The sequence below is a fragment of the Cronobacter muytjensii ATCC 51329 genome, from assembly GCF_001277195.1.
In the GTDB taxonomy this organism is placed as follows: domain Bacteria; phylum Pseudomonadota; class Gammaproteobacteria; order Enterobacterales; family Enterobacteriaceae; genus Cronobacter; species Cronobacter muytjensii.
The window spans coordinates 1,528,749-1,544,840 of sequence record NZ_CP012268.1 but is presented as its reverse complement, the minus strand read 5'-3'; the positions used below and the strand labels follow the sequence as shown (position 1 = coordinate 1,544,840).

The 16,092-nt window shown below is 59.0% G+C and carries 16 protein-coding genes; 8 read left to right on the top strand and 8 right to left on the bottom strand.

The genetic code is table 11. The features are described from left to right. Positions 1–31 precede the first annotated feature (31 nt). The gene (gene hemA / locus AFK63_RS07205) at positions 32–1,288 is read right to left on the bottom strand and encodes a glutamyl-tRNA reductase (RefSeq protein WP_038862532.1); all 1,257 of its coding nucleotides are present in this window, start codon (positions 1,286–1,288) and stop codon (positions 32–34) included. Between the two features lie 199 nt (positions 1,289–1,487). On the opposite strand from hemA, the gene lolB reads away from it, so the two are divergent. The 4 genes from lolB to dauA all read left to right on the top strand — a co-directional run bounded on the left by lolB (position 1,488) and on the right by dauA (position 5,851). Continuing rightward, positions 1,488–2,111 (top strand): lipoprotein insertase outer membrane protein LolB, encoded by a 624-nt coding sequence (gene lolB, locus AFK63_RS07200; RefSeq protein WP_038862511.1) that lies wholly within the window; start codon positions 1,488–1,490, stop codon positions 2,109–2,111. Further along, a complete protein-coding gene (gene ispE / locus AFK63_RS07195; RefSeq protein WP_038862509.1) occupies positions 2,108–2,977 on the top strand; it encodes a 4-(cytidine 5'-diphospho)-2-C-methyl-D-erythritol kinase in 870 nt (289 codons plus the stop codon). Before lolB ends, ispE begins: the two co-directional genes overlap by 4 nt. A gap of 127 nt (positions 2,978–3,104) precedes the next feature. Next, positions 3,105–4,052 carry a ribose-phosphate diphosphokinase gene (gene prs, locus AFK63_RS07190; protein ID WP_007729920.1) on the top strand — a complete coding sequence of 316 codons (948 nt, stop codon included), beginning with the start codon at positions 3,105–3,107 and terminating at the stop codon, positions 4,050–4,052. A 119-nt stretch (positions 4,053–4,171) separates the two neighbouring features. After that, positions 4,172–5,851, top strand: coding sequence for a C4-dicarboxylic acid transporter DauA (gene dauA, locus AFK63_RS07185; protein ID WP_038862507.1), 1,680 nt, complete (start codon positions 4,172–4,174; stop codon positions 5,849–5,851). Positions 5,852–5,857: 6 nt separating this feature from the next. Here dauA and AFK63_RS07180 read toward each other — a convergent pair whose 3' ends face one another. Next, a complete protein-coding gene (locus AFK63_RS07180) occupies positions 5,858–6,904 on the bottom strand; it encodes a MerR family transcriptional regulator (protein ID WP_038862505.1) in 1,047 nt (348 codons plus the stop codon). A 117-nt stretch (positions 6,905–7,021) separates the two neighbouring features. After that, a complete protein-coding gene (ychH, locus tag AFK63_RS07175) occupies positions 7,022–7,294 on the bottom strand; it encodes a stress-induced protein YchH (RefSeq protein WP_007682132.1) in 273 nt (90 codons plus the stop codon). 267 nt (positions 7,295–7,561) lie between these two features. Here ychH and pth point away from each other — a divergent pair, with 267 nt between their 5' ends. The 3 genes from pth to AFK63_RS07160 all read left to right on the top strand — a co-directional run bounded on the left by pth (position 7,562) and on the right by AFK63_RS07160 (position 10,273). After that, positions 7,562–8,146: an aminoacyl-tRNA hydrolase gene (gene pth / locus AFK63_RS07170; RefSeq protein ID WP_038862503.1), complete on the top strand. Its 585-nt coding sequence runs from the start codon at positions 7,562–7,564 to the stop codon at positions 8,144–8,146. 139 nt (positions 8,147–8,285) lie between these two features. Next, the gene (gene ychF / locus AFK63_RS07165; RefSeq protein WP_038862499.1) at positions 8,286–9,377 is read left to right on the top strand and encodes a redox-regulated ATPase YchF; all 1,092 of its coding nucleotides are present in this window, start codon (positions 8,286–8,288) and stop codon (positions 9,375–9,377) included. Between the two features lie 227 nt (positions 9,378–9,604). Continuing rightward, on the top strand, positions 9,605–10,273 hold the full coding sequence (locus AFK63_RS07160) for a YecA/YgfB family protein (protein WP_038862498.1): 669 nt from the start codon (positions 9,605–9,607) through the stop codon (positions 10,271–10,273). A 196-nt stretch (positions 10,274–10,469) separates the two neighbouring features. Here AFK63_RS07160 and AFK63_RS07155 read toward each other — a convergent pair whose 3' ends face one another. Further along, the gene (locus AFK63_RS07155; protein WP_038862497.1) at positions 10,470–11,255 is read right to left on the bottom strand and encodes a DUF3750 domain-containing protein; all 786 of its coding nucleotides are present in this window, start codon (positions 11,253–11,255) and stop codon (positions 10,470–10,472) included. Positions 11,256–11,414: 159 nt separating this feature from the next. Then, positions 11,415–12,002 (bottom strand): TetR/AcrR family transcriptional regulator, encoded by a 588-nt coding sequence (locus tag AFK63_RS07150; protein ID WP_038862496.1) that lies wholly within the window; start codon positions 12,000–12,002, stop codon positions 11,415–11,417. 113 nt (positions 12,003–12,115) lie between these two features. On the opposite strand from AFK63_RS07150, the gene AFK63_RS07145 reads away from it, so the two are divergent. Then, positions 12,116–12,712: an NAD(P)H-dependent oxidoreductase gene (locus AFK63_RS07145; protein WP_038862494.1), complete on the top strand. Its 597-nt coding sequence runs from the start codon at positions 12,116–12,118 to the stop codon at positions 12,710–12,712. A gap of 6 nt (positions 12,713–12,718) precedes the next feature. On the opposite strand, the gene AFK63_RS07140 is transcribed toward AFK63_RS07145, so the two are convergent. From AFK63_RS07140 to AFK63_RS07130, 3 genes are all read right to left on the bottom strand, one after another. Further along, on the bottom strand, positions 12,719–14,377 hold the full coding sequence (locus AFK63_RS07140; protein WP_038862492.1) for a DUF6138 family protein: 1,659 nt from the start codon (positions 14,375–14,377) through the stop codon (positions 12,719–12,721). 192 nt (positions 14,378–14,569) lie between these two features. Beyond that, entirely contained in the window at positions 14,570–15,277 is a 708-nt protein-coding gene (locus AFK63_RS07135; RefSeq protein WP_038862491.1) for a phage antirepressor KilAC domain-containing protein, read from the bottom strand. 257 nt (positions 15,278–15,534) lie between these two features. Continuing rightward, a complete protein-coding gene (locus AFK63_RS07130; protein ID WP_038862490.1) occupies positions 15,535–16,014 on the bottom strand; it encodes a carboxymuconolactone decarboxylase family protein in 480 nt (159 codons plus the stop codon). Positions 16,015–16,092: the final 78 nt, after the last annotated feature.

The following is a 16,092-nucleotide window of genomic DNA, read 5'->3' as shown; positions in this document are numbered from 1 at the left end:
TAGATCACCCTGTAATTAGAATTGTGTTGTGCTACTCCAGCCCGAGGCTGTTGCGCAGAATATGCAGGCGTTCATCATCCCCGTCACGGGCAGCCTGCTGAAGAGATTTGGTTGGGGTGTGGATCAGGCGGTTGGTCAGCCGGCGCGCCAGATCCTGCATGATGGCTTCGGCGTCGCCGCCGGCGCGCAGCGCGGCCAGCGCTTTGCTGGTGAGCTCTTCGCGCACCTGCTCGGCCTGCGCGCGGTATTCACGGATGGTCTCGCTGACGCTCTGGGCGCGCAACCAGGCCATAAATTCGTGGGCTTCCTGCTCGACGATAGACTCCGCCTGCACCGCCGCCGCTTTACGCTGCGCCATGTTGTGCTGGATGATGCTCTGGAGATCGTCGACGCTGTACAGGTAGGCGTTGGCAAGTTTGCCAACTTCCGGCTCGACATCACGCGGCACCGCGATATCCACCAGCAGCATCGGCTGGTTGCGGCGGGCCTTCAGCGCGCGCTCCATCATTCCTTTGCCGATAATCGGCAGCGGACTCGCGGTGGAGCTGATAATGATATCGGCGTCTTTCAGCCGTTCGTCTATCTCGCCAAGCCCGATAACTTCCGCGCCCACTTCATCCGCCAGGCGCTGGGCGCGCTCGCGGGTGCGGTTAGCGATAATCATCTTCTGAACGTGGTGTTCGCGCAGGTGACGAGCCGCCAGTTCGATGGTTTCGCCCGCGCCGACCAGCATGACAGTGACTGTTGAGAGCGATTCGAAAATCTGGCGCGCCAGCGTACAGGCGGCGAACGCCACCGAAACAGCACTGGCGCCGATATCGGTTTCGGTACGCACGCGTTTGGCAACCGAGAAGGACTTCTGGAACATGCGCTCCAGTTCGCTGGCGTTGGCATGGCCGCGACCAGAATCGGCAAAGGCTTTTTTCACCTGGCCTAAAATCTGCGGCTCGCCGAGCACCAGCGAATCCAGCCCGCTGGCGACGCGCATCAGGTGGCTGACCGCGTCGTTATCGTGGTGCCAGTAAAGACTGTTGCGCACTTCCGCTTCATCAAGCTTGTGGTAATCGCACAGCCAGCGGACCAGTTTATCGTGCAGGTTGTCCTGTTCTTCAACGCTCAGATAAAGCTCCGTGCGGTTGCACGTAGAAAGCACCACCCCGCCCTGCACCATCGGCTGCGACAGCAGGCTTTCCAGCGCCTGGTCGAGCGTATCCGGCGAAAACGTCACGCGTTCTCGCAGCGAAACAGGAGCCGTTTTGTGGTTGATGCCGAGAGCTAACAGAGTCATGGAGCGGGAATAGTACCAGCGTTGATAAGGTTTGCTGTGCGCATCATACAGGATGCGTAAGGTCAATAAAAGAGAACCGCCTCTTTTGGAGTAATAGACAGATTCATGATTTAAGACAACTTGACCATAGACGCCCTTAGCCCCGGACGCTAGCATGAAGGGTTATAACCTCAATCAACATCAAGGATTTGTTCCTGTTATGGCGATTTCTTCTGTGCGTTTTTGGTCTCTCGCCCCACTGGCGAGCCTGGTGCTGACCGCCTGCGTCAGCCATGCCCCGCAAGGCCCCGGCAAAAGCCCCGACTCCTCCCAGTGGCGACAGCATCAGGAGCAGGTAAAAAACCTGGCCCAGTTCCAGACCCGCGGCGCCTTCGCCTGGCTTTCCGATCAGCAGAAAGTCTATGCGCGCTTCTTCTGGCAGCAGACCGGTAAAGAAAACTATCGCCTGCTGCTCACCAACCCGCTCGGCAGCACCGAGCTTGAGCTGAATGCAAAGCCGGGCGCGGTTGAGCTGGTGGATAACAAAGGCCAGCATTATCAGGCGACGGACGCGGAAGAGATGATTGGCAAGCTGACCGGCATGCCGATTCCGCTCAACAGCCTGCGCCAGTGGATTGTCGGCCTGCCGGGCGACGCGACTGATTATTCGCTCGACGACCAGTACCGCCTGCGTGAAGTCAACTACACGCAGAACGGCAAAACCTGGAAAGTGGTTTACGGCGGCTACGACACGAAAACCCAGCCAGCGATGCCGTCGAACCTGGAGCTGCGCGAAGGCGATCAGCGCATCAAGCTGAAAATGGATAACTGGATTGTTAAATAATGACCCGTTGGCCCTCTCCGGCGAAGCTTAATCTCTTCTTATATATCACTGGTCGTCGCGAGGACGGCTATCACAATCTGCAAACGCTGTTTCAGTTTCTCGACTATGGCGACACGGTGCTGATTACGCCGCGCCGCGACGGGCAGTTGCGCCTGGTGACGCCCTTTGACGGTGTGGCGGAAGAAGACAATTTAATCATGCGCGCCGCGCGACTGCTGATGACGCACGCCCGCGAGGCCGGACGGCTGCCCCAGGGCGCCGGCGCGGATCTCGGGGTTGAAAAGCGTCTGCCGATGGGCGGCGGGCTCGGCGGCGGTTCATCGAACGCCGCGACGGTGCTGGTGGCGCTCAATCATCTCTGGCAGACCGGGCTTAGCGAAGACGCGCTGGCAACGCTTGGCGTGCGCCTCGGCGCCGACGTGCCGGTCTTCGTGCGTGGTCGGGCGGCGTTCGCTGAAGGCGTTGGGGAGCTTCTGACGCCCGCCTCCCCGCCGGAGAAATGGTATCTGGTGGCGCACCCTGGCGTCAGCATTCCGACACCGGTGATTTTTACCGATCCTGAGCTGACGCGCGATACGCCCGTCCGGTCAATGGAAACGTTGCTGAAATGTGAATTTCGCAACGATTGCGAGCATATCGCAAGAAAACGTTTTCGTGAGGTTGATGCCGCGCTTTCCTGGCTGTTAGAATACGCGCCGTCGCGCCTGACCGGCACCGGAGCTTGTGTGTTTGCTGAATTTAACACCGAATCCGAGGCCCGCCGGGTGCTTGAGAAAGCCCCGGAATGGCTGAAAGGTTTTGTTGCGCGAGGCGTCAACCACTCTCCGTTACAGCAAGCCATCGCCGGGCAAACTGAGTCCTGGTGACAACGTCACCCCTGTTCCAGACGTTGCGCCATGCTCTTTAAATACACCGCCTGGATGGCGAACCTGCTTCCTGTCGCGTTTTGCGGCGCCGCCATCCACCACTGGACGCATGCCTGAGGTTCTTCTCGTGCCTGATATGAAGCTTTTTGCTGGTAACGCCACCCCGGAACTAGCACAACGTATTGCCAACCGCCTGTACACTTCCCTCGGCGACGCTGCTGTCGGTCGCTTTAGCGACGGCGAAGTCAGCGTACAAATCAATGAAAATGTACGCGGTGGTGATATTTTCATCATCCAGTCCACTTGTGCCCCCACCAACGACAACCTGATGGAACTGGTTGTTATGGTCGACGCCCTGCGCCGCGCTTCCGCAGGTCGTATTACCGCCGTTATCCCCTATTTTGGTTATGCCCGTCAGGACCGTCGCGTGCGTTCTGCGCGTGTGCCGATCACCGCGAAAGTGGTGGCGGATTTCCTGTCAAGCGTTGGGGTTGACCGCGTTCTCACTGTGGACCTGCACGCAGAACAGATTCAGGGCTTCTTCGATGTGCCGGTAGACAACGTATTCGGCAGCCCGATTCTGCTGGAAGATATGCTGCAGCAGAACCTGGATAACCCGATCGTGGTTTCTCCGGACATCGGCGGCGTGGTGCGCGCCCGCGCCATCGCTAAACTGCTTAACGACACCGACATGGCGATTATCGACAAGCGCCGTCCGCGCGCCAACGTCTCTCAGGTGATGCATATCATCGGTGACGTGGCAGGCCGCGACTGCGTACTGGTTGACGACATGATCGACACCGGCGGCACCCTGTGCAAAGCCGCGGAAGCGCTGAAAGAGCGCGGCGCGAAACGTGTTTTCGCCTACGCCACCCACCCTATCTTCTCCGGTAACGCGCTTAACAACCTGCGCAACTCCGTGATTGATGAAGTGGTGGTTTGCGACACTATCCCGCTGGCGGAAGAGATCAAGGCGCTGCCCAACGTGCGCACCCTGACCCTCTCCGGCATGCTGGCCGAGGCGATTCGTCGTATCAGCAACGAAGAATCTATCTCCGCTATGTTCGAACATTAATCGGACTGTGCTTAAAAACCCGCTACGGCGGGTTTTTTTATTCCTTTATTTTTATTTGTATGATTTATCAATTCATCATCATATATTGATTGAGATGATGAGATCATGGACCGCGTATCGTGAACACTCAGTATCTTTCGCAAATTCTTCCTTTCCGCGCGCTGGTGGAGGCCTGCTGGCGTGAAAAATACACGCTTTCCCGGCTGAGCCGCGACCTGATTGCGGGTATCACAGTCGGGATCATCGCCATTCCGCTCGCAATGGCGCTGGCTATCGGCAGTGGCGTGCCGCCGCAGTACGGACTTTATACCTCTGCCGTCGCCGGGATCGTGATCGCGCTGAGCGGCGGGTCGCGCTTTAGCGTCTCCGGGCCAACCGCCGCGTTTGTTGTAATCCTCTATCCTGTCGCCCAGCAGTTCGGGCTGTCGGGCCTGCTGGTGGCGACGCTCATGTCCGGCGTGTTCCTGGTGCTGTTTGGCCTCGCGCGCTTCGGGCGGCTGATCGAATATATTCCGCTGCCGGTGACGCTCGGCTTTACCTCCGGCATCGGTATTACCATCGCCACCATGCAGATCAAAGATTTCTTCGGCCTTGAGATGGCGCACGTGCCGGAACACTATCTGCCGAAAGTGGCGGCGCTGGCGATGGCGCTGCCGGGTTTTAACGCCGGCGATGCGGCGATCGGTGTTGTCACGCTGGCAGTGCTGATCCTCTGGCCGCGTCTTGGCATCCGGCTGCCGGGGCATTTACCTGCGCTGCTGGCGGGCTGCGCGGTCATGGGTATTGTGCATCTGCTTGGCGGCAACGTTGCCACCATCGGCTCGCGCTTCCACTACCTGCTCGCGGACGGCACCCAGGGCAGCGGCATTCCACCGCTTCTGCCGCAGCTGATGCTGCCGTGGGATCTGCCGGGCTCAGGCTTTACGCTGAGCCTCGATTCGCTGCGCGCCCTGCTGCCCGCCGCGTTTTCGATGGCGATGCTCGGGGCTATCGAGTCGCTGCTGTGCGCGGTGGTGCTGGACGGCATGACCGGCACGCGTCATAACGCGAACAGCGAGCTTATCGGTCAGGGGCTCGGCAATCTGGTGGCGCCGTTTTTTGGCGGTATCACCGCGACTGCCGCCATCGCCCGCTCGGCGGCGAATGTGCGCGCCGGGGCCACCTCGCCTGTCGCTGCCGTTTTTCACGCGCTGCTGGTGCTGCTGGCCCTGCTGGCGCTGGCGCCGCTGCTCTCGTGGCTGCCGCTCTCGGCGATGGCCGCGCTACTTTTGATGGTGGCGTGGAACATGAGCGAGGCGCATAAGGTTATCGGCCTGCTGCGCCGCGCGCCGCAGGACGATATCATCGTGATGCTGCTGTGCATGTCGCTGACGGTGCTGTTTGATATGGTTATCGCCATCAGCGTCGGCGTGGTGCTGGCCTCGCTGCTGTTTATGCGCCGGGTGGCGCGGATGACGCGGGTTGCACCGCTTAACGTTAGCGTGCCGGATGACACGCTGGCCGTACGGATAACCGGGCCGCTGTTTTTCGCCGCGGCGGAAGGCGTCTTTACGCCGCTGCTGGCGCAGGCGGCGGGCAAACGGGTTATCGTGATGCAGTGGGACGCGGTGCCGGTGCTGGATGCAGGCGGTCTTGATGCGTTACAGCGCTTTATTGAACGCCTGCCGGAGGGCTGCGAGCTGCGCCTGTGTCATCTGGAATTCCAGCCGCTGCGCACGCTGGCGCGCGCAGGCGTCCAGCCCATCCCTGGGCGTCTCGCGTTCTTCCCGGACAGCCACGCGGCCTTAGCCGCACACTAAGTTAAGTTAACGCGCAGGCGCAGCCCCCTGCGCCTGCATCAGCGCGCCAAACGCCTGTTGCAGCCAGCCCAACACTTCCGGCGTCATCCAGGTGCCTTTAGAGAGATGCGGCTCGCGCATCATCGCCTCCCGAAATTTCTGCTGCGTTTGCGGGTTACGCCCCGCGAACGACTCAAACAGCGCCAGCCAGTGCGCGGCGAGCCCGCGCGCCTCTTCGCTTTCAGGATCGAGCTGCGCGTCTACCGCTTCATGCAGTTTCGCCACCAGCGGCGGCCACTCCATCATGCGATCGAAATAGTGCTCGCGGGTGAACGCAAACTCTTCCGGCGTCAGATAGCGCTGGTAGATAGCGAGCTTACTCTCGGCAAACGCGTGCGTTATCCAGTCGATGATATCAGGCGTAATCCCGGTCTGGTCGCGCATCATGGGTTCGGCAGCATGCATTTCATTAAGGCGCGTCAGAAACGCCGGATTGCCGGCGGTATCGCGCTCCAGCGTCTCCATCCAGCGTGTGGCGAGCGCCTGCGCGGCCGGGTCGCTTACCGACATACCCCGACGCACGGCTTCCTTTACCTCACTCACCAGCGCCGCCCACTGCGCCTCGCGATCGGTATTTTGCTGCGCGAACGGCAGCTGTTTCAGTTCGTCCGGGGAAAACCATTTCTCATACATCGTCATCAACTCCAGTGTCTTAAGCCATTCCTGAAGATCCGGTTCGTCGCCCGCCAGAAGCCCTTCACGCAGCGCCACCAGCCGGTCGCGCAGCGTCTCGGTACGTTTGAGCTGCGCGTTAAGCATGGCGATTTGCGTGTCGATAACCTCCGGCAGCGTCACGCTACCGCTCTCCAGGCACTCCCGCACCTGCGCCAGGCTCAGCCCCATCCGCGTTAGCGCCTGAATATGATGCAGACGCTGAATATCATCACGGTTATAGAGCCGATAGCCGGCGGCAGTACGGCCGGAGGGAATGAGCAGCCCGAGGCTTTCGTAGTGGTGTAGCGTGCGAACCGTCAGTCCGGCGCGCTTCGCGAGTTCACCCACCTGTAGCAACATAAACGCTCTCCTCTTCCCTTGCGAAGTCCACTGTGAGCCCTGACGTAACGTGAGGGTCAAGAGACTACCATAAAAAAAGCTCCCGACCGGCGGGAGCTTTTTCACAGCATTTAAGCATTAGCTGGAGTGATGGTTTCGCTTACAGCGTTTATCATAATGGCGCACCCACCAGTAGCGATCGCATACCTGTTCATGACCGCCGATACGGGCGCCCGCAAGCCAGAGCACAGCCCCGACAAAAATACTCAATATGGCGCCGTGCGCGAAAAATTGTGGCAGATTAAGCTGCGGCAACTGGTTAAGAATGGAGTAACCGACCCCGACGACCATGACAACTAACCCCAGCCCCATCAAAAAGTTGCCGAGCAACGACGCGTTTTTGCGTTTCATAGTCACCTCCGGAATGTTGGGCGGGAAAGTATCCCTGCGATTTATGTGTAAAGTATAGGCAACGCTTATGCGTGAGGGTTGCGCCGGGGATCACATTTATGAACATTCCAGGAACGAAACTTTACAAATAAGCCAATGAATTGAATGAAAATCTAATTATTCATGACAGTGATTATTGATTTTGCCGCCCCGCCGCGTCGCGGTTTTGTGATCTGCGCGGCGTCACAGTAAACTACGCCGCAAACAGAGATGTTCAGGAACAATAACGTGACGATTAAACTGATAGTGGGCCTTGCCAACCCCGGCGCGGAATATGCTGCCACTCGCCATAACGCGGGCGCATGGTATGTAGATTTGCTGGCGGAACGCTTTCGCGCGCCGCTGAAAGAAGAAGCCAAATTTTTTGGTTATACCTCGCGCATTAATATCAACGGCAATGATGTGCGTCTGCTGGTGCCGACCACTTTTATGAACCTGAGCGGTAAGGCTGTGGCGGCGTTGGCCACCTTTTACCGCATCACGCCCGATGAAATCCTGGTCGCGCATGATGAGCTGGATCTCCCGCCGGGCGTGGCGAAATTCAAGCTCGGCGGCGGTCACGGCGGTCATAACGGCCTGAAAGACATCATCAGCAAGCTTGGCAATAACCCGAACTTTCATCGTTTACGACTCGGCATTGGTCATCCGGGCGATAAAAATAAAGTTGTCGGTTTTGTACTTGGCAAACCGCCGGTCAGCGAGCAAAAGCTCATAAACGAGGCCGTTGACGAAGCGGCGCGCTGCACCGAAATCTGGCTGCAGGACGGCTTAACCAAAGCCACTAATCGCCTGCACAGTTTTAAAGCGCAATAACCGGCGCGGCGGCGCGGCGCGAGGGTGATTTCTCCCCCGTTGCGCGCCTGTTACGTGTATAATAGCCAAATAACACCATTTCTCATCATCGGGTTATTTCTAACCCCCTGATAAACCAGCAATTAAGGTAATGTAAAACATGGGATTCAAATGCGGTATCGTCGGCTTGCCGAACGTCGGTAAATCCACTCTGTTCAATGCGCTGACCAAAGCAGGTATTGAGGCGGCGAACTTCCCGTTCTGTACCATTGAGCCGAACACCGGCGTCGTGCCTATGCCCGATCCGCGTCTGGACAAGATTGCCGAGATAGTCAAGCCGCAGCGCATTCTGCCGACCACGATGGAGTTTGTGGACATCGCGGGCCTGGTGAAAGGCGCGTCGAAAGGCGAAGGTCTGGGCAACCAGTTCCTGACCAACATTCGCGAAACCGAAGCTATCGGCCACGTGGTGCGCTGCTTTGAAAACGACAACATCATCCACGTCGCGGGCAAAGTGAACCCGGCAGAAGATATTGACACCATCAATACCGAGCTGGCGCTCTCTGACCTCGACACCTGCGAGCGTGCGATTCATCGCATCTCCAAGAAAGCCAAAGGCGGCGACAAAGACGCCAAAGCCGAGCTGGCCGTGCTGGAAAAATGCCTGCCGCAGCTCGAAAACGCCGGTATGCTGCGCGCGCTGGATCTGAGCAAAGAAGAGAAAGATCTCATCAAATACCTGAGCTTCCTGACGCTCAAGCCGACCATGTACATCGCGAACGTCAACGAAGATGGTTTTGAGAACAACCCGTTCCTCGACCAGGTCCGTGAAATCGCCGCGAAAGAAGGGTCTGTCGTCGTGCCGGTGTGCGCCGCCGTGGAATCCGATATCGCTGAGCTCGACGATGAAGAGCGCGATGAATTCATGCAGGAACTGGGCCTTGAAGAGCCGGGCCTGAACCGCGTGATCCGCGCCGGTTATTCCCTGCTGAACCTGCAAACCTACTTCACCGCAGGCGTGAAAGAAGTGCGCGCATGGACCATCCCGGTTGGCGCGACCGCGCCGCAGGCGGCCGGTAAAATCCACACCGACTTTGAAAAAGGCTTTATCCGCGCGCAAACCATCGCCTATGACGATTTCATCACCTACAAAGGCGAACAGGGCGCGAAAGAAGCGGGCAAAATGCGCGCGGAAGGGAAAGACTACATCGTCAAAGATGGCGACATCATGAACTTCCTGTTCAACGTCTAAAGAAAATGTGCGCCGTATGAGGTTGTATTACCTCTCCTGAGGCAAACTTATTAAAATCCACGCCATCGCGTGGATTTTTGTTTTTATGTTTAGACACGCATTCAGAGCGACGGGCGATTACGAATAACGCCGCGGTTTCTCTCAGGCAGTCAGATTTATCGCTAAGCGCAGGAGAAAAGCGTGTACACTGCTGCGCTCTTTAACGTAAGCGCCCGGGAGGCAACAGTATGAACGAAGGCCCATTGACCGAAAAAGAGCTGCAATGGCTTGACGATATGCTGGAAAAATATGGCAGCGAGGAGTCGATTGTCGATGTCGCCGAGCTGGATGGCCTGCTGACCGCCGTGCTTTCCGGCCCACGCAGCATTGAACCGAGCGAATGGCTGGTGGCGCTCTGGGGCGGACAAAACCGCATTCCGCGCTGGAGCAACGAGCGTGAGATGAACCGCTTTATGGAACTGTGCTTCCAGCATATGAACGATATCGCCGATCGCCTCGCGGAGTTCCCGGAGCAGTTCGATCCGCTGTTTGGCGAGCGCGAGACCGAAGGCCAGGCGTTCACCGTGGTGGAAGAGTGGTGCTTTGGCTATATGCGCGGCGTGACGCTGAGCGACTGGTCGTCGCTGCCGGAGACGTTACAGCCCGCGCTGGACGCCATCGCCCTGCACGGCAAAGAAGAAAACTTCCCGCAGCTGGAGGCGCTTTCACCGCAAGAGCTGGAAGAACGTTTCGCCGCTATCCGCCCCGCCGCGCTGGCTTTACACGATTACTGGATTGCGCAGCCGGACGCGATTCCTGAGCCGCAGCAACCGGTAGTGTCCGAACAGAAACCGGGGCGTAACGATCCCTGTTTTTGCGGCAGCGGTAAAAAATATAAGCAGTGCTGTCTGCACTAAATATGATGCGCCTGCGGGCGCATTTTTTATGCCTCAACAGGCTCAGAAAGCCTGTTTAAGGGGTGCCATCACGCTTTACTGGCGATAAAAAAGTCGCACCTGCATGCCAGGGCCAGCCGCAAAATAAACCGCTAACGATAATCCTGCTAAAATTCGCCGGCTCGCTTTATCGTTTTTTCGTCACGCAGGCGTCAGTTTATTGCTCGCCGCCTTCGCGGTTTTTCTGCAAATTGTCGCGTCCCACCCCGCCAATAAATGGCAGCCTCAGTTTCAGCGGCGAGACATCCACGCCCATATTCAGCCCCAGCACATTGACCTCAAGGCCCTCTTCCGCGCCCAGCGTGATCCCCGCCACGCCCAACACGGAGATCTGAACGCCGCGCCCTGACGGCGGCAAACCAACGATATGGCGCAGCGAGCGGAAATCCTTACCAATAGCGTTAGCGGGCATATCCAGTTTCAGCGCCGGAACTTCCCGGCCGATATGGGCGATAAACGTATTGCTGTTTGGCCCAGGCCAGACGCGATAAGTCTCAGGCCAGGGCCAGGAGGTGATAGCGGCTTCAATTTGCGGGATCATCGCTTCGGCCTGTGTCCCGCGATGTTCCACCAGCAGACGGGGTTTCGAACCATACCAGTAGCCGTCTGGCGCATTGCGGTTGTGTCGCACTTTCTTACCCGCTCCCCAGCTAATGACTTCATAGCGGTGATAGTGCGTTTCTCCGGCGCGCTTATAGATTATCCACGGATGCACTGCGACCACGCCTTTCCAGCCCCAGGTCGGGGCGGCGTAAACCTGCACCACCGCCAACCCGGCGTTTTTGCGGGGATCGGGCGCCAGCCCCGCAGAGTCGCTGCGGGCGGCCCACCACCCTCGCTGCGCCTCGGGGTCGTGGTGATACACCGCCAGACCGACGCTCACGGCAAGTGAAAGCAGGGTAATGCAAAGAAAACTCAGCGAAAGTGTTTTAATCAGGAACATGCGAAGCCAGATGGGGTGAATAATACGTCATGCGGTACGTTATCCTGGCGCTGCGGTTTTATCCAGCAATGTCCGTTTGCCCCACAGATGCAGCCCCGGCGTTGAGAGCCGCGCATACAACATGCCAGAGCGCGTATTCTCGCCCCTTGCGGCCATACCTCATCCCTTCTCCACCATCCCTACTATCGCGTCGCGCAGTTCCGCTTTTGCCTGCGTGGCGTCAATGGCACCGATCGTCACGGCCCATGAGAGCCCCTCGGCTGCGCCGAACATCGCCCACAGCGCGGCGTCGCGCAGCGTGTCAGCCCCGCGAAACGGCGCAAAAAGCGTGCGGCATTTGGCGATAAAGTCGCAGGCGTACTCCTGGCGTAGTTTTTCCAGCTCCGGCGTACCGGTAAGCGCCGCCATCACGTTCGGCATTTCGCGGCCCTGCAACAGCACACATTCGATATAGGCATCGGCGATGACTGACGCAAGCGGTGCCAGTTCGGGCGTCGTGCGCGCAATCGCCTCGTCCATTTTGCGGTTCTGGCGCTGTTCATACTCGCGATAGAGCGCCGCCAGCAAGCCGGAGCGGCTGGTAAAGTGATCGTACACCACTGGTTTAGTAACGCCCGCCCGTTCCGCCAGCCGGCCCAGCGTCAGCGCCTCGGTGCCCTCGTCGCGGATAATTTCCCAGGCAACGGCCATTAACTGGATGTGCCGCTCATCGCGACTAAGGCGCGTGCGCGTACGGGTGTCAGACATAGGTTTTCTCCTTGACAACATGACCTACCAAAAGTAACTTACCAAAGGTAGGTTACCTTTGGTATATCAGATTACGTCCATTGCCGCCTGATGGCAACGCAGGAGGAGTAAACATGCACGCTTTGATCGTGGTTTCCCATCCGTCAGAACACTCTCTGTCCCACAGCGTCGCGCATGCGCTGGCCGACGGCGTGAAAAGCGCCAGCGCGCAGCACAGCGTGGAGATTGCCGACCTCACCCGCGAAGGCTTCAACCCGGTGTTTAACGAGGGCGACTACGCGGCGTTTATGAAAACCGCGCCGGTGCCGCCGGACGTCGCGAAAGAGCAGGCACGCATCGATAACGCCGACGCGCTGGTGCTGGTTTTTCCGGTCTACTGGTGGTCGATGCCCGGGTTGCTGAAAGGCTGGATCGATCGCGTCTTCGCGAACGGCTGGGCGTATGAAGAACGCCCTGAGGGCGGGATCGTGAAAAAGCTGGGGCATCTGCCGGTACACCTGGTCGGCATCGGCGGAGCGGATCGCAAAACGTACGAGAAACATGATTACCGCCAGGCGTACCACACGCAGATAGCTCACGGGATTTTCGACTACTGCGGCGCGCCGGTTATCAACAATGCGCTGCTGTTTCTGCCGGATCTCAGTACGCCCGACGCCGCAACCGACCGGGCACGCGCGATCGGCGCGAAGATCTTCGCCGCCCGGGCGTAACGCACGTTACGCCTGCGAAAGACCGGCGGCCTCCAGCAGCGCCTGCCAGCGCGCGTCAGTCTCACCACTGGTTTTCGCCGCCCGTTTCGCCAGCCGTTCCGGCTTGCCCCACAGCCGGAACAGCACAGCGCAGGCCTCGTCAGGCGATAAATCGCGAAACGCCATCGCCAGCGCATGCAGCAGATCGGCGTCTTCCGACGGTGAAAGTTTTAGCTTTAGCGCGTCGGTAGCGCAGCGAAGGCACGCCACCAGGGCGGGCGCCGTCCGGGCGTTAAGCGCATAGCGCGCCACAAAGGCGTTAATGAAACCATCCTGTACCGACTGGTGCTCGTCATCCAGCAGCGCCATATAATCCGCCAGCAGCGGGAAATACGCCTCGCTCGCCAGCGCCAGCCCGAAAACGGCGTAGCTGCCCGGCATACAGCATTTTTCCGCCTGCGCGTCACTGTACCACTCATACTGGCGCATCGCCGCGCGCGCGTAACGCTCAAGCGCCGGATGCAGCCTTTCAAACGTCAGCGCGTTGGCGAAAAACCGGTGCGTGTCATTGCGCGCGAGGCCCTTCACTGGCAACCCGTGCTTCGCGCCAGACTTCAGCTTAAGGGCATAGCTGCGCGGGAATTCATGGGCCAGCAGTCGACACAGAAACGCCAGCGCCTGCTCATAGGCCGCAGCCGTCTCCTCGCGGATCTGCACCGTCACCTGCGCGATAACATCGTTAGCGGCGCATTTCACCTGCTCGCTCTCAAACGTCGCTACGTCCTGCGCCAGCACGCCGGTGCCGGTTTTCAGATACGCGGCGGCTTTTTTAATGCCGAGCTGCTGCGCCAGCGTCAGAAGTTGCAGCCCTTTCGATTTGCTGTAAGAGGGCTCAAAACGCAGGATGATCACGGCGGTATACAGCAACAGTTCGCTTTCGTCTGCCGCAGGCGGCGGCGTGTCGGGCCTGCGCTCATACTGCCGCTCGCGCCAGGCGTTCTCCTGCACCGTAAACCAGCGCGGCAGACACTCGCGCTCCACATAGTCGCTCAGAAGATACGCTATCCAGTGGCGGTGTTCGGCAAGCGCGGCGCTGCCCTTATTCAGTTGCTGGATGCGCTCGCAGTCGCGCAACAGCGCCGGAAGATCCGGCTGCGGGAAGAGGTCATGATTTAGCGCGTTACCGCAATAAAAAAGCGTCGACGTCGGATCGGTTGGCGCGTCGCCCTTCTCCAGCACGTCGCGCTGATACGCCTGCATCGCCTGACGCAGCTCGTCGATGTATCGCGTATCACGATGCTCAAAGAGCGTGGTCTGCAACAGCCCCTCGCTCGTGGCGAAACGGGCTTCAATATGGAAACGGCAATAGCGGAACGGCGTCTCGCGCCGCAGCATGTCGAGCCGCGCCCCGATAAGCGCCGTCAGCGGCGCGAGCCAGTCGGCGCGCACCTCATCGGGCGACAGCGCGCCGTGCCACCCGGCAGGGTCGTCATCAGCCTCTCCCTCGTCCCTCTCCTCAAGCGTCACCCGACGCGACTCAACATTCAGCATCAGCGAATAGTCGCCCGCGCGCAGCGGATGATCGGGTGGCGCGTCGGGCGACGTAAAGCGTTCCGTGGTGTCGTCGAACCAGCGGTTAATCAGCGCCAGCGCCTGCGGGGCGCGTAATGGGGCAAACACAGACATCGCATTATCCTTTCAGACTGTTGCGAGGGTTATACGCGGCGCGCGCGCGGCGCTCAAGTGCGAAATGTGGTGGCGGGAAAGCGGCAGAATAAACAAAACCCGGCGCGCACGGTCTTGCCGCCTCCGCCTGCGGGCATCGCAGAAACAAGACGTAAGCCGGACATCGCCGGGCGATAGCGCGACACCTGGCCGTCAGGCCGCGGCGCCGCTGGTTTGTGCGGCAAGGTGCGCCGCCCAGAGGCTCGCCACCCATTTCACGCCGCGCGCCGTAAAGCGCGGTTGAGAGAACGTATGCAGGTTTTCGCCCACGCCCGAGCGCAGCGTAAAGTAACCCGCCTGGAGGTGATGGTGCTGCGGCACCAGCGTGCCGTTGGCGCGCTGCATAATGTTGCGCTCCAGCAGGAACTGGCGGAACTCCGGCTCCTTCACCTTGAGCATTTTGCACAGCTGGCGAAAGCCCAGCGACTCTTCAACCTGCACGAAACGGTCAAAGAACTCGGCTTTAGGGGCGAAGAGAGCCAGCTGCTGCTCCGCCCGCTGACGCTTTTCATACTGCTCGGCCCAGGCGCGCGCGGCGGCGGCCGGGTTGGTAAAGTCCGGCAGGCTGGCGTTACGTTCGCGCTCCTGCCAGCGGTCAAGCATTTCAGCGGTAAACGCCGGCGAAATACGCGCGACCGTCAGCAGCGAATCACGTTTGTTTAACAGGAACTCCTGACGCATCTCTCCATCCCGCTCGTAGAGCGTAATGCCGATGGGTTGGGACAGGCGCTGCGCCGTCTCCAGGCTTTTGATCATGCGCTTCACTTCACTGTGGGCAATACCTGTCAACTTAGCGATTTCACGGCTGCTCATTGTGACCGATTGATCCTGAGCATTAAGATTTTCCAGCGGAATCATCATAGGTTTCACCACTCATTCACTGACTCAATTACAACAACACCTGGTGCTTTGTAGAAATAGTATACAGGCACCTGGTTAAATATCCAGTAGATTTTTTAATCGGTTTCACTTAAGTCTCAGGCGCGGCGCGGGTTGCGCAAAGAGGTCTGCTATGTGCTTAAAAAATAAGCTTTTCTGGAGTCAGCCCTGTGACACCCGTGGATCAGGCCCATAAAAAAAGCCCGCACAGGCGGGCTTTCAGCGAGAAAAAAACGGGGTCATTCGAGCCCGGCGCGCGCCAGGCCGAACGCGGCATCCTGGCTGCCGGGCGCCATTTGCGACACCAATTGCAGTCGGTTCCAGCTATTGATGATAGCAATGGCAAAAGCGATTTCCGCGATCTCCGTTTCGGAGAAATGCTCGCGCGCTTTGTGGTACAGCGCGTCGCTGACGCCAGACTCATCAATACGTGTCATCGCTTCTGTTAAGGCCAGCGCCGCTTTCTCCTGCGCGCTGAAGAGCGGCGACTCGCGCCATACCGCCAGATGATACAGCCGCAGTTCGCGCTCGCCCGCCATCCTTGCCTCTTTACAGTGCATATCGACACAGAACGCGCAGCCGTTAAGCTGCGACGCGCGAAGGTCAATCAGATGCTTGAGTGTCGGCGACAGGCTGCTTTTTTTCAGCGCCGCGCTGGCGTTCATCAGCGTGTTGACCAGCGCCGGAACGGCCTGGTAATGGTTTACGCGCGTATTCATGGGAACTCCTTCATCACAAAAAATCACCCCGCGCGGTGCGGAGCGCGTCAGAAACTTTTCGTCTATCTTACGGGCCTA